We start from the raw sequence: 26,650 nt of genomic DNA on the forward strand, positions 1-26,650 counted from the left end.
CTTTCTTGGGTTGTTCTGGATGGGGGGTGGGAAAGTTTTCATGAAAACCTCCCCACCCACCACCCACCACCCACCGCCGAAAAGCCAACCGCACTTCACCCGGAACACCACCGCCGATAGCGCATTTCGGGGTCGGTGGTTCCTCGCGGGCTGGGCGACGTAGTGTCGGGGGCATGAGCGGGGTTCGGATTCTCGTGGTGCAGCCGTCGCGTACTGACCCTCCGGGGCCGCTCGGCGAGTGGTTGCGCGGTGCCGGTGCGGAACTGGAAGTCGTGCTGCCGGCGGAGCAGGCCTTGCCGAGCTTGGACGGTTACGACGCGTTGTGCGTGCTCGGCGGTGAGATGGGCGCCTACGACGACATCGACTTCCCTTGGCTGGCCGAGGTCCGGACGATGTTGAGCGGTGCGGTCGCCAAGCGCGTTCCGGTCCTGGCGATCTGCCTCGGTGCGCAGCTGCTGGCCGCGGCTACGGGCGGTCAGGTCCGTCCGATTCGCAAGGGACCCGAAGTCGGCACGCTGCTGGTGGCCAAGCGCGACGTGGCTGCCGAGGACCCGCTGCTCGGTCCGCTGCCGCTCACACCCGACGTCGTGCAGTTCCACAACGACGAGTTCAGCCTCCCCCCGTCGGCTCAGCTGCTGGCGTCCTCGCCGAAGTGCGACAACCAGGCCTTCCGGTTGGGCGAGTGCGCCTACGGTTTCCAGTTCCACATCGAGACCACCCCGGAGGTCGTGCTGGAGTGGGCCAGGAACTCCCCGGACATGGCGGATGCGGCTCGACCCGGTCAGCTCGACGCGGAGCACCTCACCGAGTTCCACGAGGAACTCGCGGAGACCTGGCAGCCGGTGGCGGAGCGATTCGTCCGCATCGTCGGAACGCCCCCGGAGGAGCGCAAGGCGAGCAGGTTCCTCCCGCTGGCGTGACCTTGTGCAGGCGGCTCCACGGAGGGGACCTCCGCGGGCTACGGTTCGGTTATGGCCAACAGCAACTCGTCCAGGTCCGGTTCGGTTCCGTCGACGGCCAGGTACGGGTTCAGCGACGCCGAACGGGCCGAGGAGCAGTTGCGGCGAGCCGGCTGGTGGTCGGATCGCGGTCCGGGTGAGGCCGAACCCATCGTCGCGGCCCTGTCGCGCACACCTGATCCGGATCTGGCCCTGCACTCCTTGGAACGCATGCAGGAGTCGTCGCCGGAGGAGTGGGACGCGCTGGCCGCTGCGGTGGCCGAGGACGTGGGCCTTCGAGGGCGGCTGTTCAGCGTGCTCGGCGAGTCCACCGCCTTCGCGGATCACCTCGCAGCGCACCCGGCGGACTGGGTCCGGCTGACCTCTGATGCGACGCCGCCCGAGACCGTCGACGAGTGGTCCGCCGCGCTGCTGGCGGCGGTGGGTGCCGAAGGCGATGGCGAGCCGGGGACCGAGGGCGGCCCGGTGGCGAAACTGCACGGGCCGGAAGCGGTCCGCGCGTTGCGGGCGACCTACCGCGCGCTGTTGCTGGACGTCGCGGCGCGCGACCTGGGGAGCATTGCCGAGCCCGGCCTCCCGACGGTTCCCTACGACGAGATCGCCGACATGCTCTCGGACATGGCGGTCGCAGCGCTGAAGGCGGGCCTGGCGGTGGCGCTCGCCGAGTTGGGCAGCGACGAGATCGAGCGGTTCCCCCGGCTTTCGGTCATCGCGATGGGCAAGTGCGGCGGCCGGGAGCTCAACTACGTCAGCGACGTCGACGTCGTGTTCGTCGCGGACAGCGAGGCCGACATCGCGGTCGGAACGCGCTTGGCGAGCCTCATGATGCGGGTCGTGGGACCGGCCTTCTTCGACATCGACGCGAACCTGCGGCCGGAAGGCAAGGCGGGCGCGCTGGTCCGCACCCTCGACGGGCACCTGAGCTACTACCGCCGCTGGGCCAGGACCTGGGAGTTCCAGGCTCTTCTGAAGGCGCGCCCGGTGGCCGGCGACGCCGAACTGGGCCTGCGCTACCTCGAAGCGGTGCGACCCATGGTGTGGACGGCGGCGGAGCGCGATGACTTCGTGGCCGATGTGCGGTCCATGCGACGCCGCGTCGAGGAGCACGTGCCGTCGGACCTGGCCGAGCGGGAGCTGAAGCTGGGGCGCGGCGGACTGCGCGACGTCGAGTTCGCGGTGCAGCTGCTGCAGATGGTGCACGGGCGCAGCGACGAGTCGTTGCGGTCGTCGTCCACTTTGGAGGCTCTGCGCGGGCTGGGCGACGGCGGGTACGTGGCCAGGGCCGACGCTGCGGACCTCATCGACTCCTACCGGTTCCTGCGGACGGTGGAGCACCGGTTGCAGCTGCGTCAGCTGCGTCGCACCCACCTGTTCCCGGAGTTCGACGACGCCGAGGCGCTGGGCGTGCTCGGTCGCGCGGTCGGGTTCCGCTCCAGCGGTCGCAACACCGCCGCGCAGGCGCTGGTCGCGGAGTTCCGCCGGCACGCCAAGCGGGTGCGGCGGCTGCACGAGAAGCTCTTCTACCGCCCGCTGCTGGAGGCGGTGGCGAACGTGCCCACCGAGGCCATGCGGCTGACGACGTCCGCGGCGGCGGAGCGGCTAGCCGCGCTCGGCTACACCTCGCCGCAGGGGGCGTTGACGCACATCGGTGCGTTGACCTCGGGTGTGTCGCGACGCGCGAGCATCCAGGGCACCCTGCTGCCGGTCCTGCTGGACCTGCTGGGGAACACCCCGGATCCCGACGGGGGTTTGCTGGCGTACCGCAAGGTGTCCGAGGCCCTGGCCGAAACCCCTTGGTACCTGCGTCTGCTGCGCGACGAGGGTGTGGTGGCGGAGCGTCTCGCCCAGCTGCTGGGAACCTCGAAGCTGGTGCCGGAGCTGCTGATCCGCGCTCCCGAGGTGCTGCGGCTGCTCGCCGACACGCCCGCGCTGGCGGAACGCGACTCGCGCGAGGCCGCCAGGTCGCTGCGGAGCACGGTCGCCCGCTACGCGGACCCGCAGCGGGCGGTGGCCGCCGCGCGTTCGCTGCGCAGGCACGAGCTGCTGCGCATCGCCTGCGCCGACCTGCTGGGCCTGGTCGAGCTGGACACGGTGTGCCGGGCGCTGTCGAACATCTGGGTCGCGGTGCTGGAATCGGCGCTGGACGTCTCGTTGCGGGACACGGCGTCTCGTTGGGGCGGCGAGGTCCCCGCCAGGATCGCGGTGATCGGGATGGGCCGGCTCGGCGGCGCGGAGCTCGGCTACGGCTCGGACGCCGACGTGCTGTTCGTGTGCGAGCCGGTCGGCGATGCCGACGAGGCGACGGCGTCGAAGTTCGCCGGATCCGTGGTGGAGCAGGTGCGCAGGCTGCTGGGAGCGCCGAGCCAGGATCCGCCGCTGGAGGTCGACATCGACCTGCGCCCGGAGGGCAAGCAGGGACCGCTGGTGCGTTCGTTGGACTCCTACCTCTCGTACTACCGGCGTTGGGGCGAGGCGTGGGAGTTCCAGGCGCTGCTGCGGGCGCGCGCGGTGGCCGGCGACGTGGACCTGGGGGAGCGGTTCTGCCGGGCGATCGACCCGATCCGCTATCCCGAAGGCGGGCTCGACGAGGCGAAGGTCCGGGAGATCCGCCGGATCAAGGCCCGTGTCGACGCCGAGCGCCTGCCGCGCGGCGCGGACCCGGCGACGCACACCAAGCTCGGGCGGGGCGGCTTGGCGGACGTGGAGTGGACGCTGCAGCTGCTGCAGCTCCAGCACGCCCACGAGACGCCTGCGCTGCAGACCACCTCGACGTTGGACGGGCTGCGGGCGGCGGCGGACGCGGGCCTGCTGGAGGAGTCCGAGGCCCAGGAGCTCATCGACGCGTGGATGCTGGCGACCCGCTTCCGCAATGCCGTGATGCTGGTCCGCGGCAAGCCGGGCGACCAGCTGCCCAAGCACGTGCAGGAGCGCGTGGCGGTGGCGGCGGCGCTGGGTTATCCGGCCGAGGTCGACACGGGCGAGGTCGTCGACGGCTACCTGCGGGTCACCCGCCACGCGAGGGCGGTCGTCGAGGGGATCTTCTACGAGCCGTGAGGATCGGCCGCACTGGTTCGACGAATTCTTCGCACTCGTTCAGCGCCGAACAGGTGCTGATCTCGAATTCCGGTTCACCCGCTGATGCCGATCGCACGAATCCGCTGAACTCGGCGCCGGTGCAAATGACGACGCACGTGAAGATGCTCGTGCCCGTTTCTCCGGCTCAGTGGGCCAGACCAGGGGAGTTCGGAAACCCGCCGGTCGGCGGTCCCCTGCAGCTGAATGGATCCCTAACCTGATCGAGGCACCGCGGCCTGGGATAAGGGGACTGGAATATGTCCGAGGACTTCGAGCTGCTCGTCGACCGACAGGCCCTTTGCGGAACGGGTCCGCTTTGGACGTCCGCGCAGAATTGCGTGTATTGGGTGGATCTGCTGCGCAGAGAATTGCACACCTTCTACCGCGATACCGGGGCGGACGAGGTTCGGGTTCTCCCGCGCAAGGTCACCGCGCTCGCGGCCACCCGGCAGGGCCAGCTCATCGCGGCGGACAACGGTGGGTTCTCCCGGGTGCACCTGGGGCGTTCGGGGCTGGAGCCGGTGGTTCAGGTGCGCAACGGGGACCGGATGAGCGTCGGGGGCTGCGATCCGGCGGGCCGTTTCGTGGCGTGCACCGCCACGCACGCGGGTGACCTGCGGGCCAGCGGCTGCTACGTGCTGGACGGCAGCAGGGCGCGGCTGCTGGTGGACGGCTTGAGCGCGCCGGGCGGGGTTGCGTGGAGCCCGGACGGCAGCCGGATGTACCTGGTGGACATGCGCACCATCTGGGTCTACGACTACGACGCCCAGCGTGCCCGCGCGTTCGCCGGGCGCAGGTGGGTGGTGTGCGCGGAGGCCGACGGCAGCCCGGAAGGGCTGGCGGTCGACTCGGAGGGCTGCGTGTGGGTGGCGATGCACTGGACCGGCCGAATCCATCGCTACTCGCCGGCCGGGGATCTGGAGACGATCTTGTGGGCGCCGACGAGGCGGGTCACCGGGCTCGCGTTCGGCGGGTCCCGCCTGGAGGAGCTCTACGTGACCTCGGCCTGCTTCGGCTACGACGAGCCGGCGATGAACGCGGATCCCTACGCGGGCTCGTTCCTCCGCTTCAGGCCCGGTGTCACAGGCGCACCCCTGATGCCCTGGCAGGGGATCTGACCGCTGCGGGCACCGATGATGATCATCCGTTGTTGATCAACCGACGCTAATAGCGGATCGGCATCGGGCGCGGACGCGAAGAGGCCCCGCCGGAAACCGGCAGGGCCTCTTCGCGCTGGTCATCGACTCACACGTCGAAGTACAGCGAGAACTCGTGCGGGTGCGGGCGGAGGCGGATCGGGTCGATCTCCTCCTCGCGCTTCAACCGGATCCAGGTCTCGATCAGGTCTGGGGTGAACACGCCGCCCTCGAGCAGGAAGTCGTGGTCGGCTTCCAGGTTGTCGATGGCCTCGGCCAGCGAGTTCGGGACGGTCGGGACGTTCTTGGCCTCTTCCGGCGGGAGCTCGTAGAGGTCCTTGTCGATCGGCTCGGCCGGCTCGATCTTGTTCTTGATGCCGTCCAGGCCGGCCATCATCATCGCGGCGAACGCCAGGTACGGGTTGCCGGACGGGTCCGGGCAGCGGAACTCGACGCGCTTGGCCTTCGGGTTCGCACCGGTGATCGGGATGCGCATGCACGCCGAGCGGTTGCGCTGCGAGTACACCAGGTTCACCGGAGCCTCGTAGCCCGGCACCAGGCGGTGGTAGGAGTTCACCGACGGGTTGGTGAAGGCCAGCAGCTTCGGGGCGTGGTGCAGGACGCCGCCGATGTAGTGGCGCGCCATGTCCGACAGGCCCGCGTACCCGGCCTCGTCGTAGAACAGCGGGCTGCCGTCCTTCCACAGCGACATGTGGCTGTGCATGCCGGAACCGTTGTCCTCGAACAGCGGCTTGGGCATGAAGGTGACGGTCTTGCCGTTCTCCCACGCGGTGTTCTTGATGACGTACTTGAACAACTGCAGGTCGTCAGCCGCGTGCAGCAGCGTGTTGAACTTGTAGTTGATCTCGGTCTGACCGCCGGTGCCGACCTCGTGGTGGGCGCGCTCGATCTCGAAACCGGACCCCTGCAGCTGCACGACCATGGTGTCGCGCAGGTCGGCGAAGTGGTCGTACGGCGAGACCGGGAAGTAGCCGCCCTTCATCCGCGTCTTGTAACCGCGGTTGCCGCCCTCCTCGTCGCGGCCGGTGTTCCACCAGCCCTCGATCGAGTCGACCTCGGCGAAGGTCTTGTTCGGCGCCTCGCCGAACTTGACCGAGTCGAAGATGTAGAACTCGGCTTCGGCACCGAAGAACGCGGTGTCGGCGACGCCCGACTCGGTCAGGTACTGCTCAGCCTTGCGCGCGATGTTGCGCGGGTCGCGGCTGTAGGGCTCCAACGTGAACGGGTCGTGCACGAAGAAGTTCAGGATCAGCGTCTTCTCGGCCCGGAACGGGTCGACGCGCGCGGTGTAGGGGTCCGGCAACAGCAGCATGTCGGACTCGTGGATCGACTGGAAGCCGCGCACCGACGAACCGTCGAAAGCGAGACCGTTGGTGAACGAGTCCTCGTCGAACGCGCCGGCTGGCACCGTGAAGTGCTGCATGACGCCCGGCAGGTCGCAGAACCGGACATCGACGAACTTCACGTCCTCATCGGCGATGAAGCGGAGGACCTCGTCTGGATTCTTGAACAAGCTGGGTGGCTCCTTCACGCAGTCGTGCAGCTCACCGGTGCCACCTCGAACAGTCGCCGCCGGCTCGTCAATGACGGTATGTCACCGGTGTTGCCCCGGCGTCTCCTAAATGTTTCGCGGGCGTTAACGGGCACCTGAACGGGTGACTCAGGTGACACTGCGCGGTTGAAGCCGATGCTCCGGACGGCGCGGTCGAACCGGTGCGTACCCTGGATGACGTGCGAAATGTCCTCGGCTCGTGGCTCGATGGCCCGAGAAGCGCAGTGAACCAGGCGCGTGACCAGGCCAACGATAACCGGCCCGCGTTCCGCGGCGAGAAGCTCGGCCTGCCCGAGTCCGGGCCCGGCGCAGCCGCGCCGCTGGGCAAGCGCCTGCTGGCGTTCGCGGTCGACCTGGTGCTCGCGGCGCTGATCACCGCCGCCTTCACAGCGCCCCACTTCCCGGGCGACTGGAGCCTGCTCACCTGGCTGGTCATCACCGTCGTGCCCGTGTCGTTCTTCGGCGCGACCCCGGGCATGGCGCTCACCAAGATCTGGGTCGCCCGGGTCGACTCCACCAAGATGGTCGGCCCCCTGCGCGCCGTGCTGCGCGGCCTGCTCACCGTGCTCATCATCCCGGCCGTGATCTGGAACTTCGACGGTCGCTCCTGGCACGACCGGCTCAGCAGCACCATCGTCCTGCGCCGCTGACCCACCAGACGAAGAACGGGCCCGGGGAAGTCCTCCCCGGGCCCGCTCTCGTTCGCTCCGCGTTACTTGGCGCGCCGCATCGCGCGCGAGACGTTGCGCATCTTGGCTCCCTGCGGAACCGGGCCCTTCGGCATGGCGTTGCCGCGGCTCGCCAGCGCGGCCAGGCGGTTCTCGATGCTGTCGATCTGGGCCGGGCCGATGTTGCGCGGCAGCTTCATGAGCCGCTGCTGCAGCTTCGGCAGCGGGACCTGGCCCTCCTCGTTGCCCACGATCATCTCGTAGATCGGGGTGTCGCCGACCAGGCGCGCGACCCGCTTCTTCTCCTGCGCGACCAGGTTCTTGACGCGGCCGGGCGAGCCCTCGCCGACGAGCACGATGCCCGGCCGGCCGATGATCCGGTGCACCGCGTCGAGCTGCTGGGTACCGGCCACGGCCTGGGAGACCACCCAGCGCCCGCGCAGGTTGTCCAGAGCCCAGCCCGCCGCTCCCGGCTGGCCCTCGGCCTTGCGGTACACCGTCGCCTGCACCCGCCGACCGAAGATGATGACGGCCGCGAGCAGGCCGAACGCGAGGCCCACCGGCAGGAACACCCAGTGCAGACCCCAGATCATGCCCAGCAGGAACACCACGACCGTCACGCCGACGAACGCCGCGAGCATCAGCGGGAGGAGGAGCTTGTCCTCCCGGCGCTGCATCTTGAACGCCTCGAAGATCTGCTTGACGCGACCTGCGGAAGCCTGACGTCGCTGTTTGGCCGCCTCTTTCTTGGCGGCCTTGTCCTGCTTGGCCATGCCCTCAGGATACGGCTCGTGTTTGGTCAGGTGCAGGCGCGTCCCTCGTGGCGTGATCGAGATGTGTTCGGGTCACGCGAAGTGGGGGGTGGGGGAAGTTTTCATGAAAACTTCCGCCACCCCCCACAGAGCAAGGCGACCACGGACCGTCGGGTACCTAGCGGTTGAGCAGGCTGCTGGCTTCCTGAGCGGCTGTGCCTGCCTGGGCGAGGTGGGCCATGTTGTCCGGGAGGGGCATGCCCCGGTGGACGGTGGCCTTCGCGAACAGGCGGCCTGCCCGGTAGCTGGATCGGACCAGCGGTCCGGCCATCACGCCCGGGAAACCGATCTCCTCGGCGGCCTGGGTGTGCTCGACGAACTCCTCGGGCTTCACCCAGCGGTCGACCGGGTGGTGCCGCGGGCTCGGCCGCAGGTACTGGGTGATGGTGATGATGTCGCAGCCCGCGTCGCGCAGATCCTGCAGCGCCGGACGCACCTCGTCGGGCGTCTCGCCCATGCCGAGGATCAGGTTCGACTTGGTGACCAGACCGGCGTCGCGCGCCTGGGTGATCACTTCGAGCGACCGCTCGTAGCGGAATCCGGGTCGGATCCGGCGGAACACGCTGGGCACGGTCTCCAGGTTGTGCGCGAGCACCTCGGGCCGGGACCCGAAGACCTCCGCCAGCTGGTCCGGCTCGGCGTTGAAGTCCGGGATGAGCAGCTCCACACCGGTGCCCGGGTTGAGGTCGTGGATCTGGCGGACCGTCTCGGCGTAGAGCCAGGCACCGCCGTCGTCCAGGTCATCGCGGGCGACACCGGTGACGGTGGAGTAGCGCAGGCCCATGGCCTGCACGGACTCGGCGACCTTGCGCGGTTCGGAGGTGTCCAGCGCGGCAGGCTTACCGGTGTCGATCTGGCAGAAGTCGCACCGCCGAGTGCACTGGTCACCGCCGATGAGGAACGTGGCCTCGCGGTCTTCCCAGCACTCGAAGATGTTCGGGCAACCCGCCTCCTCGCAGACGGTGTGCAGGCCCTCGCGCTTGACGAGTCCCTTGAGCTCCTTGTACTCGGGACCCATCCGCGCGCGGGTCTTGATCCACGACGGCTTCTTCTCGATCGGAGTCTGGCTGTTGCGGGCCTCCAACCGCAGCAGCTTGCGACCCTCAGGCGCCACAGTCACGCGCCCAGGCTACGCCCTCAACCCCCGGTCTTGGTCAAGGGAGTCCGGCCGATCGGCGAATATCGTCGCAGGTGGTGACCGCTATCACCGATGTTCGGCGGCCTGTGCGCAATGCTGACCCGCGGGCCTGCGAACCGGGCACAGTGCACAGTCCCACCCGCACCCGACGCGAACGCGCGGTGCGCACGGGGCCGGCCTGGGGCCAGTGCCGTGCGCACCGCGCGTGGCGGGTCAGAGGCTCGGGATGAGCTTGCGGAGTCCGCTGGGACGAGCGTGCTTCTCGGGCTCGGGGGTCGCGCGCAGGAGCTTGAGGAACGCGCGGCCGACCCGGGTGATGTCCTGCTCGGGTTCGTGCTCTTCCGCGAGACCGGCGGCGATCGCCAGCATCCGGTGCTCGCGGGCGGTGGCCTCGGCCAGCGCGGGGGCGTCCGAGTGCACGTCGAGGGCCGCGCGCAGGCCCGGGTTGGCGTTGGCGGTGCGTCGCCAGGCCATCGTGACCGCCTTGACGCGGTCGTCGTGCGGTGCGTCCTCGGTGTCGTCCAGCGCGACCTCGACGCGACCGGTCAGCTGCTGCATCCACTTGTGCTGCAGGGCGGCGAGCAGTTCGCCGGTGTCGCGGAACGGGCTCGGGACGGTGTCGAAGGCTGCTGAGAGGTCTCGACGAGCGCTGTCGAGGGTCTCGGCCAGCGCCTGCTGCCTCTGGTGGAAGTCGTTCCAGCTCATGGCGCTCTCCAGGGATCGGGGATACCCGAGGTGCAGCGACATACTGCCGGTATGCCGCTGCACCCACGGTAGCACGGCGCCGTACCGTCGGTATGTCATAAGGTTGTGAGCATGGCTACAGCTCGTCCGCGGCGCATCGAGTACTCCGAATCCACCAGGCAGGCACTGGTGGATTCCGCTGTGGAGCTGTTCACCGAGCACGGCTACTCGCAGACGTCGCTCGAAGAGATCGCCAAGCGGGCGCGGGTCACCAAAGGCGCCCTCTACCACCACTTCGGCGGCAAGCAGGCGCTGTTCGAGTCGGTGTTCAGCGCCGTGGAGGCTGACGTGGTGGCACGCCTGTCAGACGTCGTGTCGGACTCCGGGGACCCGTGGGAAGCCACCCGATCCGGTCTGAGGGCGTTCCTGGAGGTCTGCCTGGAGCCCTCCTACCAGCGCATCGTCGTGCAGGACGGCCCCGCGGTGCTGGGGTGGGGCCGCTGGCGCGAGGCGGAGGAGGCCCACACCTTCGGCGTGCTCCGCGCGGTCGTGTCGAACCTGATCGCCTCGGGGGAGATCGGCGACGACCTGCCGGTGGACGCGCTGGCGCGGATCGTGTTCGGCGCGCTGTCGGCGGGCGCGATCGCGATCGCCGGGTCCGATTCGCCGGTCCAGGAGCGAGCCGACATCGCCGTGTGCGTCGAGCGGGTGCTCAACGGGCTCCGCGTGGCCTGACCACCTCCCGGCGGGGCGCGGTCTCGCCGATTAGCCTCGGAGATCGTGACAGAGAACTTCAAGTTGCGGATCTTCACCGAACCCCAGCAGGGCGCCGGCTACGAGGACTTGCTCCGCGTCGCCACGCACGCCGAGGACACCGGTTTCGACGCGTTCTTCCGCTCGGACCACTACCTGAAGATGGGTCCGGTCACCGGCGAGCCGGGGCCGACCGACGCCTGGGTGACGCTGGCCGGTCTGGCGCGCGAGACGAGCAGGCTGCGCCTGGGCACGCTGATGACGGCGGGCACCTTCCGGCTTCCCGGGCCGTTGGCCATCTCCGTGGCGCAGGTGGACCAGATGTCCGGCGGCCGAGTCGAGTTCGGTCTCGGCAGCGGGTGGTACGAGGAGGAGCACACCGCCTACGGCATCCCGTTCCCCTCGCTGAAGGAGCGCTTCGACCGCTACGCCGAGCAGTTGGAGATCATCACCGGCCTGTGGGAGACCCCGGACGGCGAGCGGTACTCCTTCGACGGGGAGCACTACCGGCTCGCGGATTCCCCTGCGCTGCCCAAGCCCGCGCAGCGCCCGCGTCCGCCGGTGCTGATCGGGGGCGCGGGCAAGAAGCGCACGCCCGCGCTGGCGGCCCGCTTCGCCGACGAGTTCAACCTGCCGTTCGTCGACGTCGACACCGCGGTCGCGCAGTTCGAGCGCGTCGACGCCGCCTGCCAGGCGATCGGCCGGGACAGCGGCGAGATCGTCCGGTCCGCGGCGATGGTCCTGTGCGTCGGCAAGGACGAGGGGGCGCTGGCCCGTCGCGCCGAGGCCATCGGCCGCGAGGTCGCCGAGCTGCGCGCGAACGGCCTCGCGGGTACGCCGGACGAGGTCGTCGACAAGATCGGCTCGTGGCGCGAGCGCACCGGCATCACCCGCCTCTACCTCCAGGTCCTCGACCTGGCGGACCTCGACCACCTCGACGTGGTGGCCGACCAGGTCGCCCCGCAGCTCTGAGCCGTCCCCGGCAATTCCCGGTTTGTCGTGATGTTCGGGAAGGTCTTGGTCGGTGGGGTGGGGAAGTTTTCATGAAAACTTCCCCACCCCACCGACCGGACATTTCGGGCGCGAAAGGCTCCTGATTAGGACTAAAACTGGGATCTGGCGACGTCAGCGGAGTTGGTCGGCGATGTCGGAGGCTGCTGTGAGCAGGACCAGCGCCGGGATGGTGGCCTGGGGTCGTAGCCGGTAGGAGCCGCGCTTGTCCTGCTCGACGAGGTTGCTCGCGGTGAGGGACTTCAGGTGGTGGTAGAGCCGCCCGGTCGAGCCGAGGTCGGCCGCTTCCTGGAGCGCTGCCGCCGGTTGAGGGCCCTGGGTGGCCAGCAACCGGACGATCGCCGCTCGCGCCGGGTGGCCCAGGGCGGCCAGCACGTCGGTGCGCGGACCGTCGGACAGTTCGAGCACCCTCGCCGGATCGACCTGGATGACCCAGTCCAGCTCCGCCGGTTCGGCGAGGTGACCCTCGTAGCGCAGGTGTCCGCCGCTGGGGCCGGCGGCGGACACCGAGCTCGCCGAGCGTTCGGACTCCAGGTCCGCCACGCGGGCTTCGAGGGCTTCGACGCGCTGTTGCAAGTCCACTCGACGAGCTTGCCTCAGCCGCCCAGCGCCGTCGCGAGCCGGTCCCGCCAGCGCGGGTCCTGGATCGCCATCAGCAGCGGCAGTCCGGGATCGCCGGTGCTCAGCTGCTCGGCGGTGATCTCCCCGTGCGCCAGCAGCGCGCCCCACCCGGTCGAACCGTCCTCGCGACGCACCGAGATTCCGCAGGTCAGCACGCCGGGCAGGCTGCCTCCCTTGAGCCCGATGCCGTTCACGCCCGGCGGCAGCGAACCGGACAACGCGTGTTCCAGGTGTCCTCTCGCGAGACCGCCTTCGGCGCTGAGCGCGCGGTGAACGGCGGCCAGCTGGGCGCTCGAACTCGCCGCCGTGGTCGAGGCCCACGCGATCTGCTCGGGATAGGCGGGCAGGTGGGTCTGCAGTCGTCGCAGCACCTCCTGCCGCAGCGCCGGATCGTCGCGGTGGCGCTGCTCCAGGGCGAAGCCCCACTGCCGGCGCGCTGCCGTCGGAATTCCCGCGGGCGGCGCGGTTTCCGGCAGCACGAGGAACAGGTACTCCGCGCACAGGGACCGAACGTCGGCGTCCGGCCAGCCGCGCGCCGCACCCGCGCGGGCCACCGCCGGCGCGCCCAGCCGGTCGCGCAGCAGGTCGGGTGCGGCGCTGTCGCTGAAGGCGATCATCACCGCGACCACGTCGTCCAGCGCGACCCGGTGCTCGGGATCGGCCGCGTACAGCCCGGTTTCGTCGAGCGGGACACCGAGGTGCTGCAGGGCGGCTGGGTGCGCGCCGCCGTCGGTGGGCACGTAGTAGCGCTCCCAGTCGCCGACCCGGACGTTCTCGCGCGGGTCGAGGGCGCCGCTCGCGACGGCGTCTTGGTAGGCCGCAAGGTGCAGCACCTTGACGGCGGAGGCCAGCGGTTGCGCGGCATCGGCGCGGTGGGTCAGACGGCCTCCGCGGCCGTCGTCGAGCACCAGCCCCAGGCCATCGCGGTGAGCGGTGATCCAGGTCAGCCAGCCTTCGGGCGTGGCCAGGTCCGGTGGTGCGGCGAAGGCCGGGCGGGCCAGCAGCAGGGGAGTCGCGGCTCCGGCCGCGATGAGCAGACTCCGACGGGACAGCGGCACGACCACTCCTCTAGTCTTCCGGTTTTCCGGAATGCTAGAGGAGTGGAGGGCCGTGTGTCAGCGGAGGCTGGGATCCAGTGCGAGCGTGACGCCCGCGGCCGCGGCCTGGGGGCGGGCGATGTTGCGCTCGGTGAGCTCCAGCCCGCCGTCCAGCGCTTCCTGCACCGCCTGCTCGACCAGCGGATACACCTCGTCGACCGGCACGTCTCGGCCGAGCTCGGCCGAGAGCGACGTGGTTCCGGCGTCGGCGATGCCGCAGGGGACGATGCGGTCGAACTCGCTCAGGTCGGCGTTGCAGTTGAGCTCCAGACCGTGCATGGTCACGCCGCGCTGGACCCGGATCCCGATGGCGGCGATCTTCCGCTCCGGGCGCCCGTCCTCGGCCGCCAGCCACACGCCGCTGCGGCCCTCTACGCGCCCGGCGTCGAGGCCGAACTGGTCGCACACGTGGATCAGGGCCTGCTCCAGGCGGCGCACGTAGTCCACGACGTCGATCGGGTCGGACAGCTCGACGATCGGGTAGCCGACGATCTGGCCGGGGCCGTGCCAGGTGATCTTGCCGCCGCGGTCCACGTCGATGACCGGCGTGCCGTCCGACGGGCGGTCCTCCGGCTGGGTGCGCTTGCCCGCGGTGTAGACCGACGGATGTTCCAGCAGAAGCAGGGTGTCCGGGTTCTCGCCCTCGGCCCGACCGGCGGCGAGCTCCCGCTGCAGGTCCCAGGCGTCGAGGTAATCGATGGTTCCCAAGTGCCGCACGGCCATCGGCTCGGACGACGCGCGGCACGAAGAATTGGCACGACTCACGGCGCCAGGCTACGCCTCGCGGGCGCCCCGTCGGCCGAAGGTCGGCTACTTCCCGGTAGCCGCGGCCAGCGCCGCTCCGAGGGTCGGGTGCTGGAACGTGAAGCCGTTCGCCTCCAACACCGTCGGCATCGCTCGCTGGCCGGTCAGCGCGGTGTCGGCGAGCTCGCCCATGGCGATCCGGAGCGCGAACCCGGGCACGATCCACGGCGCCGGGCGGCCGAGCGCTTCGCCGAGCGCGCGGGTGAACTGGGTGTTGGTCACCGGGGCCGGACCCGTGAGGTTCACCGGCCCGGTGACATCGGGATTCTCCAGGGTGAAGCGGATCGCGGCGATCTCGTCGTCCAGCGAGATCCACGGCATGTACTGGGTTCCCGACCCGAGCCTGCCACCGAGCATCAGTGAGAACAGCGGGCGCAGCTGGCCGAGCAGACCGCCGGAAGGCGAGATCACCAGACCGGTGCGCAGCAGGACGACGCGCGTCCCGGCATCGGCGGCGGGAGCCGTCGCGGCCTCCCACCGACGGCACAGCCCTGCCAGGAAGTCCGAGCCGGGAGAGGAGGTCTCGGTGACCGGGTGGGAGCCGGTGTCGCCGTAGAAGCCGACGGCCGAGGCGTTGGCCAGGACGGGAACTCCGGTGTCGGCCACCGCTTTCGCGAGCACCTCGGTGGATCGCACCCTGGCCTGCAGCAGGTGGCGCTTGCGCTCGGGACTCCAGCGCTTGTCCCCGATACCGGGACCGCTGAGGTTCACCACCGCGTCCGCGCCGTCGAGCGCGTCGGCGTCCAGCCTCCCGGCATCGGGGTCCCAGCCCCGCTCGTCCGGAGCCGCTGGTTCGCGGCGGACCAGCCGAACCACCTGGTGCTCACCCTGGCGGAGCCCGGCCACCAAGGACGTTCCGATCAACCCCGACGAACCGGCGACGACGACGCGCATGCCCGGCATCGTCCCGCACCGGTGCTGCCCACGCGAACCTTTCGGATGCGAAAAGGAGCGGCCGCCCACCGGACAACCGGTGAGCGGCCGCTCCTCCGCGAAGGGCTCAGAGACCGAGATCGGCCTCGAAAGCACCCTCTTCCAGTCGCTGCTTGAGCGTCGCCAGGAAGCGGGCGGCGTCCGCGCCGTCGACCAGGCGGTGGTCGTAGGACAGCGCCAGGTACACCATCGAGCGGATGGCGATCGTGTCGCCGCCGTTCTCGTCCGCCACCACGACCGGGCGCTTCACGACGGTGCCGGTGCCCAGCATGCCCACCTGCGGCGGGTTCAGGATCGGCGTGTCGAACAGCGCCCCGCGGCTTCCGGTGTTGGTGATGGTGAAGGTGCCACCGGAGAGCTCGTCGGGCTTGATCTTGTTGTTGCGGGTCCGCGCCGCCAGGTCGGCGATCTTGCGGGCCAGACCGCCGAGGTTGAGGTCACCGGCGTCGTGCATCACCGGCGAGACCAGGCCGCGGTCGGTGTCGACGGCGATCGCCAGGTGCTCGGCACCGTGGTAGGTCACCGAGCTGCTCTCCTCGTCGATCGAGGCGTTGAGCTTCGGGTGCAGCTTCAGCGCCTCGGCCGCGGCCTTGGCGAAGAACGGCAGGAACGAGAGCTTGACGCCCTCGGACGCCTCGAAGCTGCCCTTGGCGCGGTCGCGGAGCCGGGCGATGCGGGTGACGTCGACCTCGATCACCGTGGTCAGCTGCGCCGCGGTCTGCAGCGACTCGACCATGCGGCGGGCCAGCAGCTGCCGCAGTCGCGACATCTTCTGGGTGGTGCCGCGCAGCGCCTTGGCCTCGTCCGACGGCTCCACGGCGGCGGCCGGAGCGGAGCTCGGGGTCGCGGCGGCAGCGGCCGGTGCGACCGGAGCCGTCTGAGCCGGAGCCTGCTTGGCGTCGATCGCCGCCTGGACGTCCTGCTTGCGGATGCGGCCGCCGACACCGCTGCCCTTGATCGAGGTCAGGTCGATGCCGTGCTCGTTGGCCAGCTTGCGCACCAGCGGAGTCACGTAGGGAGCTCCGCCGTTGTTCGCCGACTCCTCCTCCGCGGATTCCTGGGCCGGAGCAGCGGGCGCGGCCTGAGCCGGAGCGGGCTGGGCCGGAGCGGGCTGGGCCGGAGCCGCCGGGGCGGCGGGCGCAGCCGGGGCCGGGGTCTCGGCCGGGGCCGGGGCCTGCTGCGCGGGTGCGGCAGCCGGAGCCGAGGCGGCGGCACCGATCACCGCGAGCTTGGCGCCGACCTCGACGGTGTCGTCCTCACCGGCGCTGACCTCCAGCAGGGTGCCGGCGACGGGCGACGGGATCTCGGTGTCGACCTTGTCGGTGGAGACCTCCAGCAGCGGTTCGTCGACCTCGACCGAGTCGCCGACCTGCTTGAGCCAGCGGGTGATCGTGCCTTCGGTGACGCTCTCGCCCAGGGCGGGCATGGGCACGTCGGTGCCCTGCGCGTCACCGGCCGAGGCGGGCTGCGAGGCGGGCGCCTCGGCGGCCGGGGCCGGCTCGGCCGGAGCCTCCGCGGTGGGAGCGGGCTCGGCGGCGGGCTCGGGCTCGGCCGCCTGAGCCGGAGCGGCGGCGGGAGCGGCGGACTGCTCACCGGCGTCACCGATGACGGCGAGCTCGCCGCCGATCTCAACGGTGTCGTCCTCCTGCGCGACGATGCGCTGCAGCACACCGGCGGCGGGGGACGGGATTTCGGTGTCGACCTTGTCGGTGGAGACCTCCAGCAGGGGTTCGTCGACCTCGACGGTCTCGCCCTCCTGCTTGAGCCACCGGGTGATCGTGCCCTCGGCGACGCTCTCGCCGAGCGCCGGCATCTGAACGGAGAAGGCCATCGGTTGCTGACTCCTCGTGGGTGTGGCGGGGTGCGGCTGTCTTTTCGCTGCTGCTGCGTGCGGCTGTCAGCCGTGCACGTGCAGCGGCTTGCCGGCCAGGGCGAGGTGGGCCTCGCCCAGGGCTTCGGTCTGGGTGGGGTGGGCGTGGACCAGGGGAGCGACGTCCTCCGGCAGCGCCTCCCAGTTGTAGATCAGCTGCGCTTCGCCGATGAGCTCACCGACGCGGTCGCCGACCATGTGCAGGCCGACGACGGGGCCGTCGGTCGCGCGGACCAGCTTGACCGCGCCCTGGGTCTTGAGGATCTGGCTCTTGCCGTTGCCGGCCAGGTCGTAGGTGAAGGTCTCCACCGAGCCGTACTGCTCCTTGGCGGCGGCTTCGGTCAGGCCCACCGAGGCGACCTCGGGGTGGCAGTAGGTGACGCGCGGGATGCCGGCCTCGTCGATCGGCTGCGGGTTCAGACCCGCGATCTCCTCGGCGATGAAGATGCCCTGCTGGAAACCGCGGTGCGCCAGCTGCAGCCCGGGAACGATGTCGCCGACGGCGAACACGCCCGGCACGTTGGTGCGCAGCCGCTCGTCGGTGCGCACGAAGCCGCGCTCCACGTTGATGCCGACCTGCTCGAATCCGTGCCCCGCCGTGTTCGGGCCGCGTCCGACGGCCACCAGCAGCAGGTCCGCGTCGTAGGTCTCGCCGTTCTCCAGGCTGACCGACACGCCGTCGTCGTTCTGGGTGGCACCGGTGAACTTCACGCCGGTCTTGAACTTGATGCCGCGCTTGCGGAAGGCGCGCTCCAGGCGCTTCGAGGCGAACTCGTCCTCGTTGGGCACCAGGTGCGGCAGCGCTTCCACGACGGTGACCTCGGCACCGAAGGAGGCCCAGACGCTGGCGAACTCGACACCGATCACGCCGCCGCCGAGCACGACGACCTTGTTCGGGACGTAGTCCAGGTTCAGCGCCTGCTCGCTGGCGATCACGCGCCCGCCGAGCTCCAGGCCCGGCAACGACTTGGAGTACGAACCGGTGGCCAGGACCACGTTCTTGCCGGTGTAGCGAGTGCCGTCGACCTCGACGGTGTTGGCGTCGACGAGGGTCCCGGCGCCCTCGATCAGCTGCACCTTGTGGGCCTTGGCCAGGCCCTGCAGGCCCTTGTACAGGCCCGAGACGATGGTGTCCTTGTACTTGTTGACACCGTCGATGTCGATGCCTTCGAGGGTGGCGCGCACCCCGAACTGGTCGGCGTCTCGGGTGGAATCGGCGACCTCGGCCGCGTGCAGCAGGGCCTTGGTCGGGATGCAGCCTCGGTGCAGGCAGGTCCCACCGAGCTTGTCCTTTTCAATGAGGACGACGGACAGGCCGAGCTCGGCCGCGCGGAAAGCGCAGGCGTAGCCGCCCGAACCGCCGCCGAGAATGACCAGATCGGCGGACGTGTCGGTCACTTCGCACTCCTCGACAGGGCGTCATTGACTTGCAGTGGGTGGCGTGACCTGGTGGTCATGCACACCACCGGCCATCTTGTCACCACCCGAGCGGCCGATGCGCGGTGGGCCGGGTGATCTGTGCTGCATTCAGCGCGTGCCCACCAGTTCACGCCGCGCATTCTCAGCTGGTTTTCACACTCCGCACATGTTCGCGGTGGCAAAATCGGAAGGATCAGACCTCGAATCGGGAATGGGGAGGCGAGTGCGGTGGGATTATTCGACCGGTTCCGCGGTCGTCGTCCCGGCACCGGGCGGCGGGCCACCGCTGCGGACACCGATCACCTCCGCGACTGGGCTGCGCAGCGGCGCGGCGTCGAGGGTTACCTGGAGCCGCAGACCTTCGTCACCGAGACGACGTTGCTGCTCATCGCGCACGACGGGGAATGGACCCGGCGGCGGGTGGAGTCGCCCGCGGCGGCGGGGCGATTCACCAGGAAGCTCGAAATGCCGCTCTACGAGGTCTCCAAGGTCGGTTATCCGCAGCGGATGCGCGATTACCAGGCCCGCCAGCGCATTCTTCGCAAGCGCGCGCAACGCGCCGCCGACGAACGGCCGTGAACGCGCGAGTCGCATTGTTCCCGGATTCGCTGCGCGCACGGCCTTGACGGGGCTGAATCGATCCGCCGGAATCAGTTCGCGACGCGCGTGGTCGGCTTGAACCGCACCGGGAACGTGACGGACTTCGCGATGTAGCAGAGCTCGTGGGCCCGCTCGTGCAGCGCCTCGGCGACGTCGACGGCCGCCGAGTCGCACACGGTGACCTCGGGGGCGAGCTCGATCGCCTCGAACTGGCCGGTGCCGTCGGAGTTCTCCGCGAGGATGCCGCGGGCCTGGTCGTGGTAGCCGGTGACCACGACGCCGGAGTCGGCCGCCAGGTGCAGGAACCACAGCATGTGGCACTGCGACAGGGAGGCGACCAGCAGCTCCTCGGGGTTGTAGCGGTCCGCGTCCCCCAGGAACACGGGATCGGCCGAGGCGTCGATCGAGTCCTTGCCGTGGGCGCGGACCTCGTGGGTGCGCTCGTAGCTGCGGTAGGAACTGGTGCCCTGGCCGGTGTTGCCGGTCCACACCACATCGACCTGATAGCCGTGCCTGGTCGCGGTCAGCGTGGCCGGTTGCGATTCGGTCATAAACCCATCGTGACATCGGTGCACCCCGCAGTGGTGACCTTTTCGTGACCCGTATCACAAATACCGGTGGGAGGTCACCGCGGGTTGAACGCGTTGTTCCGCATCGTGGGCGATATGCCGGTTCTGCCCGGGGGTGGGCCGGCGAGGCCGGTCACCCCCGGGCAGCCATCGCTGCGCTGAGCGTCAGCCGTTCTCGGCGATGTCGGCGAGCACCGCCGCGAGCGTGCGGACCGGGACACCGGTACCGCCCTTGGGCGTGTAGCCCCACGGCGAGTTGGTGTTGTAGGCCGGGCCCGCGACGTCGATGTGCGCCCACTGCACGCCCTCGGCCACGAACTCGCGCAGGAAGATCCCCGCCGCCAGCATCCCGCCCCAGCGGTGGTTGGTGACGTTGGCCAGATCGGCGAGCTTCGAGTCGAGGTCGGCGCGCAGCTCGTCCGGCAGCGGCATCGGCCAGCCACCCTCACCGGCGGCCTGCGACAGCCGGGCCACCCGGTCGCGGAAGGCGTCCTCGCCCATCACGCCCGGAGTGCGGTTGCCCAGCGCGACGACCTGCGCGCCGGTGAGCGTCGAGGTCTCGATCAGGTAGTCGGGCTCGTCCTCGCACGCCCGCACCATCGCGTCGACCAGGACCAACCGTCCCTCGGCGTCGGTGTTGAGCACCTCGACGGTCTTGCCGCCGTACATCTTCAGCACGTCGCCGGGGCGGTACGCCGTTCCGGAGGGCATGTTCTCGGCCATCGGGACGGTGGCGGTGATCTCCAGCGGGTAGTTCAGCTTCGCCGCCAGCACCATCGTCGCGATCACCGAGGCGGCACCGGACATGTCCGAGGTCATGTTCTCCATGCCGCCGCCCGGCTTCAGCGAGATGCCGCCGGTGTCGAACGTGATGCCCTTGCCGACCAGCGCGACCTTCTTCGCGCCCTTCGGTCCCTTGTGCCGCAGCCGCACCAGGCGCGGCGGGCGGGACGAGCCCGAGCCGACGCCGAGGATGCCGCCGAAGCCCTGCTTGCGCAGCGCGGCGTCGTCGAGGACCTCGACCTCCAGGCCGGCCGACTTGGCCAGCTCGCCCGCGCGCTCCGCGAAGCTGGCGGGGAACAGGTCGTTCGGCGGGGTGTTGATCAGGTCGCGGGCGGTGTTGACCGCCTCGCCGATCGCGGTGCCGCCCTTGAGCGCGTGGGACGCGGCTCCGGCCTTGACGTCGGAGACCACGAAGTCCACCGCGGCCACTGGGCCGTCGCCGTTGCTCGACTTGTACTCGGTGAAGCCGTAAGCGCCCATCACCGTGCCCTGCACGGTGGCGGCCAGGTCCGCGGCCGACAGCGTGGTCGCGGCGTGCTCCACGCCGGACAGCGCGCGGGCGGCGGCACCGGAGGCGCGGCGCACGGCCTCCGAGCTCGGGCCGTCCTCGCCGGTCTTGCCCAGTCCGACGGCCAGCAGCACGGTCGAGGTCAGCCCGGTGGCGGGCAGCTTGACGACCTCATCGGCCTTGCCGCTCGCACCCAGCGACGTCAGCACCTTGACCAGGTCGCCGTCGAACGCGGTGGCAACCGGCTCGGCACCCGGAGCGAGCTGGAGGCCGTCGGCGCCGGCGATGGTGCCGATGACGAGCGCGTCGGCGCTCAGCTTGGCCACCGCGGTATCGGTGAGGGCCAGTTTCGGGGTCGTCACGTGGTCATCCTTCCGGATCGGTGCTGTGGTTCTCCCAGAGCCTTCCCGCACTCTAGAACGCCGGGTCGACGGGTGATCGGCATGTTCACCGTGAGCGTGGCGCGAGCGCGGGAGGTCAACACATCTGTCATACGCCCGCAGGCGGTGCGCTCGCCATGACTCAGCCGACAGGCGGCTGAAGTAGCAGGACCCGTCTGCAAAGGTGGGCCGGTGACCCGACAGGTTGAAACGGACAGCCGATTGACCACCGGTCGCGACGCCGTGCCGCTCGCGCTCAGCGGCATGATCGGCGTCGGTGTGCTGGTCGGACCGGCTCCCGCAGCAGCGGCGGCGGGCCCGTGGGCGCTGCTCGGACTGCTGGTCGCCCTTCTGGCCGCGGTGTGCGCTGCCTCCGCCACCGCCTTCCAGGGCAGCTCCTACCGGGGTCCCGGCGCGGTCTACGAGTGCGTGCGGGAGCGGATGGGGCTGCTGCCTGCGCGCGTCGGAGCCTCCGCCCACATCGCCGCGCGCGTCGCGGCGATGGCCGCGCTCGCCCGCGTGATCGGCGAGTTCTTCCTGCCGGGCGCGAGCGCCTTGGTCGCGGGCGCGGCGATCCTGCTGGTGGTGCTGTCGGCGACGGCGGGCTTGCGGATCCGCGGTGCGGCCGCCTGGTTGTGGGTCGCGCTGAGCCTGGCGGTGATCGCGCTCGTCGTGGCGATCTGCTTCGCCATCGATCCGGTCGGCGGTCCGCCCGCGCACGTAGACCCCGGGGCCTCGCCGGACAGCGCGGTCGGCATCATCGGTGCGGGTGGTGTGCTGTTCCTGGCCTTCACCGGCTTCGAGAGGCTGACCGCGCCCGCCCACGGCGACCGCGCGCCCTGGAGGTCGATCCGCCGCGCAGGTGCGCTCTCGCTGGTGGTGACCGCGGTGCTGTCGGGCGTGATGATCGTGGCCCTGGCTCACCAGCTCGGCTGGTCGCGGCTCGCGCTGTCCCCGATGCCGATCCGGGACGTGCTCACCGCCGCCGCGGCCGCCGATCTGGTGCCGCTGGTGTCGGTCGGAGCCGCCGTCGCCCTGCTGCCGGTGCTGCTGGGTGCGCTGGAATCGGCGCGCTCGACCGGGCTCGCGCTGGTGCGCGACGGCGAACTGCCGCGCGCCCTGGAGCGCACCGGCCCCTTTGGCAACCCGTACATCTTGGACCTGATCGCGGGGATCGCCGCGGTGATCGTCTCGCAGCTCTTCAGCCCGGTCGCGTTGATGTCCTTCGCGGCCTGCGCGTTGCTCCTGCACTACGCTCTGGCCAACGCAGGCGCCCGTTTGCTGCTCTCCGATGGACCCACTTGGCCCATGCGGGGTGCGTGCCTTGGGATGGGTTTGTCGGTGGTGCTGGCTATGAGCATGCCGGTTTCTGCGATGCTGACAACGCTCGGCGTGGTTGTTGTCGGTCCGTTGCTGGCGGGAAGCGTTTCGCGCCGGTGGAAATGAGGCGGTCATGCCCAATTCGACTGTGGACGAGATGACCAGGAAATCTCGGCTGCACCAGTGGTCCTCTGGCGACGAAGTGCTCTACAGCTTCTGGCGCCTGGACGGCTCTCTCGGCACCGTGCACCCGGCTCGCGTCGTCTCCGACGACGGTGAGGAGCTGCTGTGCTGGGTGCTGCCGGACACCCCGATCCGGATCACCACCTCACCGGACGGTCGCAGTCCGCGTGAAATGCCGCTCGCGGAGCGGTTCTCCGGTCCCCGGGTGCCCGCCCGGTCCACCTGGCGCGGCACCTCGACGTTGCGCCTGGTCCACGAGAGCCGCTGGTCATCGGTGTGGTGGTTCTTCGAAGCCGACGGGACTTTCCGGAACTGGTACGTGAACCTCGAAATCCCGCGCGGGCGGGACGAACACGGCGTGCGGCGCGTCGACGGCGTGCTGGACGTGGAGGTCTGGCCGGACGGCAGCTGGTCCTGGAAGGACGAGCACGAGCTCGACGACGCTCTCGCCGCAGGCCGTTTCAGCCAGGCCGAACTGGCGAAGCTGCGGGCCGAGGGCGAGGAGATGATCGCGCGCGCCAAGGACGGGTTGTTCCCGTTCGACGGCACCTACTGCGACGCCCGCCCGGACCCGGCCTGGTCCGTGCCGACGCTCCCCGCGCACCTGCTCAGCTGATTCGAGCGACGTGAGCCGCTCAGGTCCCCCTGCTCGCACCGCTGAGCGCGATGAGCGGGACGAACGAGAAGTCAGCTGATCGTGACGAACAGGAGCAGGGTGATCACCGCGACCAGGACGGTCGTGCCGACCACGGAACCGGTGGTCACCTGCTGCGGGAACCACTTCTGGTACTTGTTGTGCCACCAGAAGGCCCAGCCCGCGCAGCCCACGGCGGCGAGGACGACCCCGAACACGCCGATCCACGCGTAGCCGAGGGTGAGCAGCATGCCTCCGCCGAACGGCATCAGTGCTGCGAGCGAACCTGCGCGGACGTCCTGCTGGACGGACGTGGGCTGCGGCGCGGGGGTGTTGTCGGCCTGGGTCATGCACCCATCATATGTTGCGCGGGGTGGCGGATTCAGCAGAATCCCGGCGTCCGTTTCGCAACGGCTCGATACTTGGATGACCAACTGACGACAAGCCGGTTTCCACTGCTCCAGCGCACGCGATACCGTACGCGCATGAGCGGAGAACTGTCCTTCACCCGTACCCCCAACCCGCAACCGGCCTCGGCGGAGCGCCGCGCGGAGGTATTGGGGAACCCGGGGTTCGGCAAGTTCTTCACCGACCACATGGTGACGATCAAGTGGTCCGCGGAGCAGGGCTGGCACGAGGCCCGCCTGGAGCCCTACCACTCGCTGGAGTTCGACCCGGCGACGTCGGTCTTGCACTACGCGCAGGCGATCTTCGAGGGCTTGAAGGCCTACCGGCAGCCCGACGGCTCGATCGCGGCGTTCCGGCCGGACGCCAACGCCCGGCGCTTCCGCAGCTCCGCGAACCGCATCGCGATGGCGGAGCTGCCCGAGGAGCTGTTCCTCGAATCCCTGCGCGAGCTCGTCGCGGTGGACCGCGACTGGGTGCCCAGCACGGGTGAGAGCTCCCTGTACCTGCGTCCCTTCATGGTCTCCACCGAGGTCGGCCTGGGCGTGAACCACCCGTCGAAGACCTACCTGTACTCGCTGATCGCCTCGCCGGCCGGTTCCTACTTCGCCGGTGGCGTGAAGCCGGTGACCGTGTGGCTGAGCCACGAGTACGTGCGCGCCGCACCCGGCGGCACCGGCGCGGCCAAGTTCGCGGGCAACTACGCGGCGTCGTTCCTGGCGCAGGCGCAGGCCGTCGAGCAGGGCTGCGACCAGGTCGTCTGGCTGGACGCCTGCGACCGGCACACGGTCGAGGAGATGGGCGGCATGAACCTGTTCTTCGTGTTCGGCTCCGGCTCCGACGCGAAGCTGGTGACCCCGGCGCTGAGCGGCAGCCTGCTGCCCGGCGTGACCCGGTCCTCGCTGCTGGAGCTCGGCAAGGAGCTCGGCATGCAGGTCGAGGAGCGCAAGATCACCGCCGAGGAGTGGGAGAAGGCCGCGACCACCGGTGAGCTCACCGAGGTCTTCGCCTGCGGCACGGCGGCCGTCATCACCCCGGTCGGTCACGTCAAGCACCGCGACGGCGAGTTCGGCATCGGGGACGGTCAGCCCGGCGAGATCACCATGAAGCTCCGCGAGCGGCTGACCGCGATCCAGTACGGGACGGTCGAGGACACCCACGGCTGGATGACCAAGCTCGGCTGATACCCAGGCGTTCCGGTGCCCCCTGCGATGCGATCGCAGGGGGCACCGTCGTCTCAGAAGTCGAGGCGGCTCACCCGTTCCGGGTGGATGACGATGCGGAGCCAGGTCCCGGCGCGGAGTTCGTCGAGGTCGCGGGCGCGGGTCGGGTCGTCGAGGTCCCAGTAGCGGGCGGCCAGGCGTTCGACCAGCTCCGGCGCTCCGCTCGACTCCACCGCGGTGCGGCCGGAGACCGACAGCCAGCGCTCGCGCTCGGTCGCGGGCGCCGCCACGACCAGCGAGGCCCGCGGATCGCGTGCCAGGCGGCCGACCTTGGGTGAGGCCGGGTCGGTGAACAGCTCGATCGACCCCGCGGCGGTGGCTTCGAACCACACCGGCCTCGGTTGCGGCGGCAGCGGTGTCGCCGCAACCGTCAGGAAGCCGTGCAGAGGGCGCTGGAGGAACTCGAGGTCTGGTGCGGTCAGCGTGCTCATGCCGGCGATTCAACGCCGCCGGGCCGGACGAATACATGGGTGAGAAGCCGGATCACCTGCGTCATCGTCTAGCGTCGGCGGTGTGGACGCGTTCGGTGACCTCTTCCAGGGGCTGCGGGCCCAGGGCTCGCTGTTCGGCAGCTCGACGTTGACCGCGCCGTGGTCGCTGCGCTTCGTCGACGGAGCTCCCCTGACCTTGTGCACCGTCCTCGACGGGCACGGCTGGATCGTCCCGGAACGCGGCGAGCCCGAGCCGCTGCGCGACCGGGACACGGTCGTCGTGCGCGGACCGGCGGCGTTCACGTTCGTCGACGAGCTGGGCACCTCGGCAGAACCGGTGGCGTGCGGCGAGTTCTGCGCGACACCCGAGCAGGGCGGGACGCGGCACCGGCTCGGCTGGCACGACCCGGGGGAGGGGCCGGGAACGACGCTGATCGTCGGCGCCTACCCGCTGCGCGGTGAGATCAGCCGCCGGTGGCTGGACGCCCTCCCGGCGGTGCTGCGAGTCGAAGCCGGCGGTACCGGTGATCCGGTGCTCGACCACCTCGCCGCCGAGGTCGCGGTGGACGCCCCGGGTCAGCAGCTGGTGCTCGACCGGTTGCTGGACTGGATGCTCGTCTGCACGTTGCGGGAGTGGTTCGACCGGCCGGGCGGTGAACCTCCGGCCTGGTGGGTGGCCCAGCGGGATCCCGTCGCGGGGGAGGCGCTGCGCCTGCTGCACGCGGAGCCGGCGGAGCCGTGGACGGTCGCGGAGCTGGCCGAGCGCGTCGGGGTGTCGCGCTCCACGCTGGCCAAGCGCTTCTCCGAGCTCGTCGGCGAACCGCCGCTGACCTACCTCGCGCGCTGGCGCATGACTCTCGCCGCCGACCAGCTGTCCCGGCGCGACTCGCGCACGATCGCCGAGATCGCTCGCGCGGTCGGCTACGCGGACCCCTTCACCTTCAGCGCCGCCTTCAAGCGCATCCGAGGACTCACCCCCAGCGCCCACCGCGGCATTTCCCAGTTTTAGTTGTGATGTCCGGGGAGGTTGTCCCGGTGGGTTGTCCGTAGACAGGTGAAGG

25 protein-coding genes are annotated in these 26,650 nt (G+C 70.3%); 11 read left to right on the forward strand and 14 right to left on the reverse strand.

What is annotated here, in order from left to right; genetic code table 11:
* Window positions 1-173: 173 nt before the first annotated feature.
* The 3 genes from ACYVF3_RS21430 (at window position 174) to ACYVF3_RS21440 (ending at window position 5,152) form a co-directional block, all read left to right on the forward strand.
* Entirely contained in the window at window positions 174-920 is a 747-nt protein-coding gene (locus tag ACYVF3_RS21430; RefSeq protein ID WP_461156025.1) for a type 1 glutamine amidotransferase, read from the forward strand.
* Between the two features lie 51 nt (window positions 921-971).
* On the forward strand, window positions 972-4,013 hold the full coding sequence (locus ACYVF3_RS21435; RefSeq protein ID WP_461156026.1) for a bifunctional [glutamine synthetase] adenylyltransferase/[glutamine synthetase]-adenylyl-L-tyrosine phosphorylase: 3,042 nt from the start codon (window positions 972-974) through the stop codon (window positions 4,011-4,013).
* 278 nt (window positions 4,014-4,291) lie between these two features.
* Complete coding sequence (locus tag ACYVF3_RS21440) at window positions 4,292-5,152, forward strand: SMP-30/gluconolactonase/LRE family protein (protein ID WP_461156027.1); 861 nt, start codon at window positions 4,292-4,294, stop codon at window positions 5,150-5,152.
* Between the two features lie 127 nt (window positions 5,153-5,279).
* Here ACYVF3_RS21440 and glnA read toward each other — a convergent pair whose 3' ends face one another.
* Window positions 5,280-6,704, reverse strand: a complete 1,425-nt coding sequence (gene glnA / locus ACYVF3_RS21445) for a type I glutamate--ammonia ligase (protein ID WP_461156028.1) — start codon at window positions 6,702-6,704, stop codon at window positions 5,280-5,282.
* Window positions 6,705-6,967: 263 nt separating this feature from the next.
* Here glnA and ACYVF3_RS21450 point away from each other — a divergent pair, with 263 nt between their 5' ends.
* Window positions 6,968-7,393 (forward strand): RDD family protein, encoded by a 426-nt coding sequence (locus ACYVF3_RS21450; RefSeq protein WP_461156029.1) that lies wholly within the window; start codon window positions 6,968-6,970, stop codon window positions 7,391-7,393.
* Between the two features lie 62 nt (window positions 7,394-7,455).
* On the opposite strand, the gene ACYVF3_RS21455 is transcribed toward ACYVF3_RS21450, so the two are convergent.
* The 3 genes from ACYVF3_RS21455 to ACYVF3_RS21465 all read right to left on the reverse strand — a co-directional run bounded on the left by ACYVF3_RS21455 (window position 7,456) and on the right by ACYVF3_RS21465 (window position 10,066).
* Window positions 7,456-8,184 carry a DUF4191 domain-containing protein gene (locus ACYVF3_RS21455; RefSeq protein WP_461156030.1) on the reverse strand — a complete coding sequence of 243 codons (729 nt, stop codon included), beginning with the start codon at window positions 8,182-8,184 and terminating at the stop codon, window positions 7,456-7,458.
* Window positions 8,185-8,341: 157 nt separating this feature from the next.
* Window positions 8,342-9,343 carry a lipoyl synthase gene (gene lipA / locus ACYVF3_RS21460; protein WP_461156031.1) on the reverse strand — a complete coding sequence of 334 codons (1,002 nt, stop codon included), beginning with the start codon at window positions 9,341-9,343 and terminating at the stop codon, window positions 8,342-8,344.
* Between the two features lie 231 nt (window positions 9,344-9,574).
* A complete protein-coding gene (locus ACYVF3_RS21465; RefSeq protein WP_461156032.1) occupies window positions 9,575-10,066 on the reverse strand; it encodes a hypothetical protein in 492 nt (163 codons plus the stop codon).
* 111 nt (window positions 10,067-10,177) lie between these two features.
* On the opposite strand from ACYVF3_RS21465, the gene ACYVF3_RS21470 reads away from it, so the two are divergent.
* Window positions 10,178-10,780 carry a TetR/AcrR family transcriptional regulator gene (locus ACYVF3_RS21470; protein ID WP_461156033.1) on the forward strand — a complete coding sequence of 201 codons (603 nt, stop codon included), beginning with the start codon at window positions 10,178-10,180 and terminating at the stop codon, window positions 10,778-10,780.
* Window positions 10,781-10,825: 45 nt separating this feature from the next.
* Window positions 10,826-11,770, forward strand: coding sequence for an LLM class F420-dependent oxidoreductase (locus tag ACYVF3_RS21475; RefSeq protein WP_461156034.1), 945 nt, complete (start codon window positions 10,826-10,828; stop codon window positions 11,768-11,770).
* Window positions 11,771-11,923: 153 nt separating this feature from the next.
* On the opposite strand, the gene ACYVF3_RS21480 is transcribed toward ACYVF3_RS21475, so the two are convergent.
* The 6 genes from ACYVF3_RS21480 to lpdA form a co-directional block, all read right to left on the reverse strand.
* Entirely contained in the window at window positions 11,924-12,391 is a 468-nt protein-coding gene (locus ACYVF3_RS21480; RefSeq protein ID WP_461156035.1) for an ArsR/SmtB family transcription factor, read from the reverse strand.
* Window positions 12,392-12,405: 14 nt separating this feature from the next.
* Entirely contained in the window at window positions 12,406-13,488 is a 1,083-nt protein-coding gene (locus tag ACYVF3_RS21485; protein ID WP_461156036.1) for a serine hydrolase, read from the reverse strand.
* 57 nt (window positions 13,489-13,545) lie between these two features.
* Window positions 13,546-14,292, reverse strand: a complete 747-nt coding sequence (lipB, locus tag ACYVF3_RS21490) for a lipoyl(octanoyl) transferase LipB (RefSeq protein WP_461156037.1) — start codon at window positions 14,290-14,292, stop codon at window positions 13,546-13,548.
* 45 nt (window positions 14,293-14,337) lie between these two features.
* Window positions 14,338-15,225, reverse strand: a complete 888-nt coding sequence (locus ACYVF3_RS21495) for a TIGR01777 family oxidoreductase (RefSeq protein WP_461156038.1) — start codon at window positions 15,223-15,225, stop codon at window positions 14,338-14,340.
* 106 nt (window positions 15,226-15,331) lie between these two features.
* Window positions 15,332-17,095 carry a 2-oxoglutarate dehydrogenase, E2 component, dihydrolipoamide succinyltransferase gene (gene sucB, locus ACYVF3_RS21500; RefSeq protein WP_461156039.1) on the reverse strand — a complete coding sequence of 588 codons (1,764 nt, stop codon included), beginning with the start codon at window positions 17,093-17,095 and terminating at the stop codon, window positions 15,332-15,334.
* A gap of 66 nt (window positions 17,096-17,161) precedes the next feature.
* Complete coding sequence (lpdA, locus tag ACYVF3_RS21505; protein WP_461156040.1) at window positions 17,162-18,532, reverse strand: dihydrolipoyl dehydrogenase; 1,371 nt, start codon at window positions 18,530-18,532, stop codon at window positions 17,162-17,164.
* 249 nt (window positions 18,533-18,781) lie between these two features.
* Between lpdA and ACYVF3_RS21510 the strand changes: the two genes are divergently transcribed.
* Window positions 18,782-19,132: an oxidoreductase gene (locus ACYVF3_RS21510; RefSeq protein ID WP_461156041.1), complete on the forward strand. Its 351-nt coding sequence runs from the start codon at window positions 18,782-18,784 to the stop codon at window positions 19,130-19,132.
* A gap of 71 nt (window positions 19,133-19,203) precedes the next feature.
* Here ACYVF3_RS21510 and ACYVF3_RS21515 read toward each other — a convergent pair whose 3' ends face one another.
* A complete protein-coding gene (locus ACYVF3_RS21515; protein WP_461156042.1) occupies window positions 19,204-19,704 on the reverse strand; it encodes an OsmC family protein in 501 nt (166 codons plus the stop codon).
* Window positions 19,705-19,887: 183 nt separating this feature from the next.
* The gene (locus ACYVF3_RS21520) at window positions 19,888-21,375 is read right to left on the reverse strand and encodes a leucyl aminopeptidase (protein WP_461156043.1); all 1,488 of its coding nucleotides are present in this window, start codon (window positions 21,373-21,375) and stop codon (window positions 19,888-19,890) included.
* Between the two features lie 210 nt (window positions 21,376-21,585).
* Here ACYVF3_RS21520 and ACYVF3_RS21525 point away from each other — a divergent pair, with 210 nt between their 5' ends.
* Window positions 21,586-22,839 (forward strand): APC family permease, encoded by a 1,254-nt coding sequence (locus tag ACYVF3_RS21525; RefSeq protein ID WP_461156044.1) that lies wholly within the window; start codon window positions 21,586-21,588, stop codon window positions 22,837-22,839.
* A gap of 7 nt (window positions 22,840-22,846) precedes the next feature.
* Window positions 22,847-23,512, forward strand: a complete 666-nt coding sequence (locus tag ACYVF3_RS21530; RefSeq protein ID WP_461156045.1) for a ribonuclease FAU-1 family protein — start codon at window positions 22,847-22,849, stop codon at window positions 23,510-23,512.
* 71 nt (window positions 23,513-23,583) lie between these two features.
* Here the strand turns inward: ACYVF3_RS21530 and ACYVF3_RS21535 are convergent, their stop codons facing one another.
* Window positions 23,584-23,880 carry a hypothetical protein gene (locus ACYVF3_RS21535; protein WP_461156046.1) on the reverse strand — a complete coding sequence of 99 codons (297 nt, stop codon included), beginning with the start codon at window positions 23,878-23,880 and terminating at the stop codon, window positions 23,584-23,586.
* Between the two features lie 135 nt (window positions 23,881-24,015).
* Between ACYVF3_RS21535 and ACYVF3_RS21540 the strand changes: the two genes are divergently transcribed.
* The gene (locus tag ACYVF3_RS21540) at window positions 24,016-25,119 is read left to right on the forward strand and encodes a branched-chain amino acid aminotransferase (RefSeq protein WP_461156047.1); all 1,104 of its coding nucleotides are present in this window, start codon (window positions 24,016-24,018) and stop codon (window positions 25,117-25,119) included.
* A gap of 53 nt (window positions 25,120-25,172) precedes the next feature.
* Here the strand turns inward: ACYVF3_RS21540 and ACYVF3_RS21545 are convergent, their stop codons facing one another.
* Window positions 25,173-25,589, reverse strand: coding sequence for a pyridoxamine 5'-phosphate oxidase family protein (locus ACYVF3_RS21545; protein ID WP_461156048.1), 417 nt, complete (start codon window positions 25,587-25,589; stop codon window positions 25,173-25,175).
* Window positions 25,590-25,671: 82 nt separating this feature from the next.
* Here ACYVF3_RS21545 and ACYVF3_RS21550 point away from each other — a divergent pair, with 82 nt between their 5' ends.
* Window positions 25,672-26,598, forward strand: coding sequence for a cupin domain-containing protein (locus ACYVF3_RS21550; RefSeq protein ID WP_461156049.1), 927 nt, complete (start codon window positions 25,672-25,674; stop codon window positions 26,596-26,598).
* The last annotated feature ends 52 nt before the right edge of the window (window positions 26,599-26,650 follow it).

Source organism: Saccharopolyspora tripterygii, from assembly GCF_054778355.1.

Coding starts and splice junctions, on each gene's coding strand:
- ACYVF3_RS21430 (WP_461156025.1), top strand. CDS start 174: ATGAGCGGGGTTCGGATTCTCGTGGTGCAGCCGTCGCGTACTGACCCT.
- ACYVF3_RS21435 (WP_461156026.1), top strand. CDS start 972: ATGGCCAACAGCAACTCGTCCAGGTCCGGTTCGGTTCCGTCGACGGCC.
- ACYVF3_RS21440 (WP_461156027.1), top strand. CDS start 4,292: ATGTCCGAGGACTTCGAGCTGCTCGTCGACCGACAGGCCCTTTGCGGA.
- ACYVF3_RS21455 (WP_461156030.1), bottom strand. CDS start 8,184: ATGGCCAAGCAGGACAAGGCCGCCAAGAAAGAGGCGGCCAAACAGCGA.
- ACYVF3_RS21465 (WP_461156032.1), bottom strand. CDS start 10,066: ATGAGCTGGAACGACTTCCACCAGAGGCAGCAGGCGCTGGCCGAGACC.
- ACYVF3_RS21470 (WP_461156033.1), top strand. CDS start 10,178: ATGGCTACAGCTCGTCCGCGGCGCATCGAGTACTCCGAATCCACCAGG.
- ACYVF3_RS21495 (WP_461156038.1), bottom strand. CDS start 15,225: ATGCGCGTCGTCGTCGCCGGTTCGTCGGGGTTGATCGGAACGTCCTTG.
- sucB (WP_461156039.1), bottom strand. CDS start 17,095: ATGGCCTTCTCCGTTCAGATGCCGGCGCTCGGCGAGAGCGTCGCCGAG.
- ACYVF3_RS21515 (WP_461156042.1), bottom strand. CDS start 19,704: ATGACCGAATCGCAACCGGCCACGCTGACCGCGACCAGGCACGGCTAT.
- ACYVF3_RS21530 (WP_461156045.1), top strand. CDS start 22,847: ATGCCCAATTCGACTGTGGACGAGATGACCAGGAAATCTCGGCTGCAC.
- ACYVF3_RS21535 (WP_461156046.1), bottom strand. CDS start 23,880: ATGACCCAGGCCGACAACACCCCCGCGCCGCAGCCCACGTCCGTCCAG.
- ACYVF3_RS21540 (WP_461156047.1), top strand. CDS start 24,016: ATGAGCGGAGAACTGTCCTTCACCCGTACCCCCAACCCGCAACCGGCC.
- ACYVF3_RS21545 (WP_461156048.1), bottom strand. CDS start 25,589: ATGAGCACGCTGACCGCACCAGACCTCGAGTTCCTCCAGCGCCCTCTG.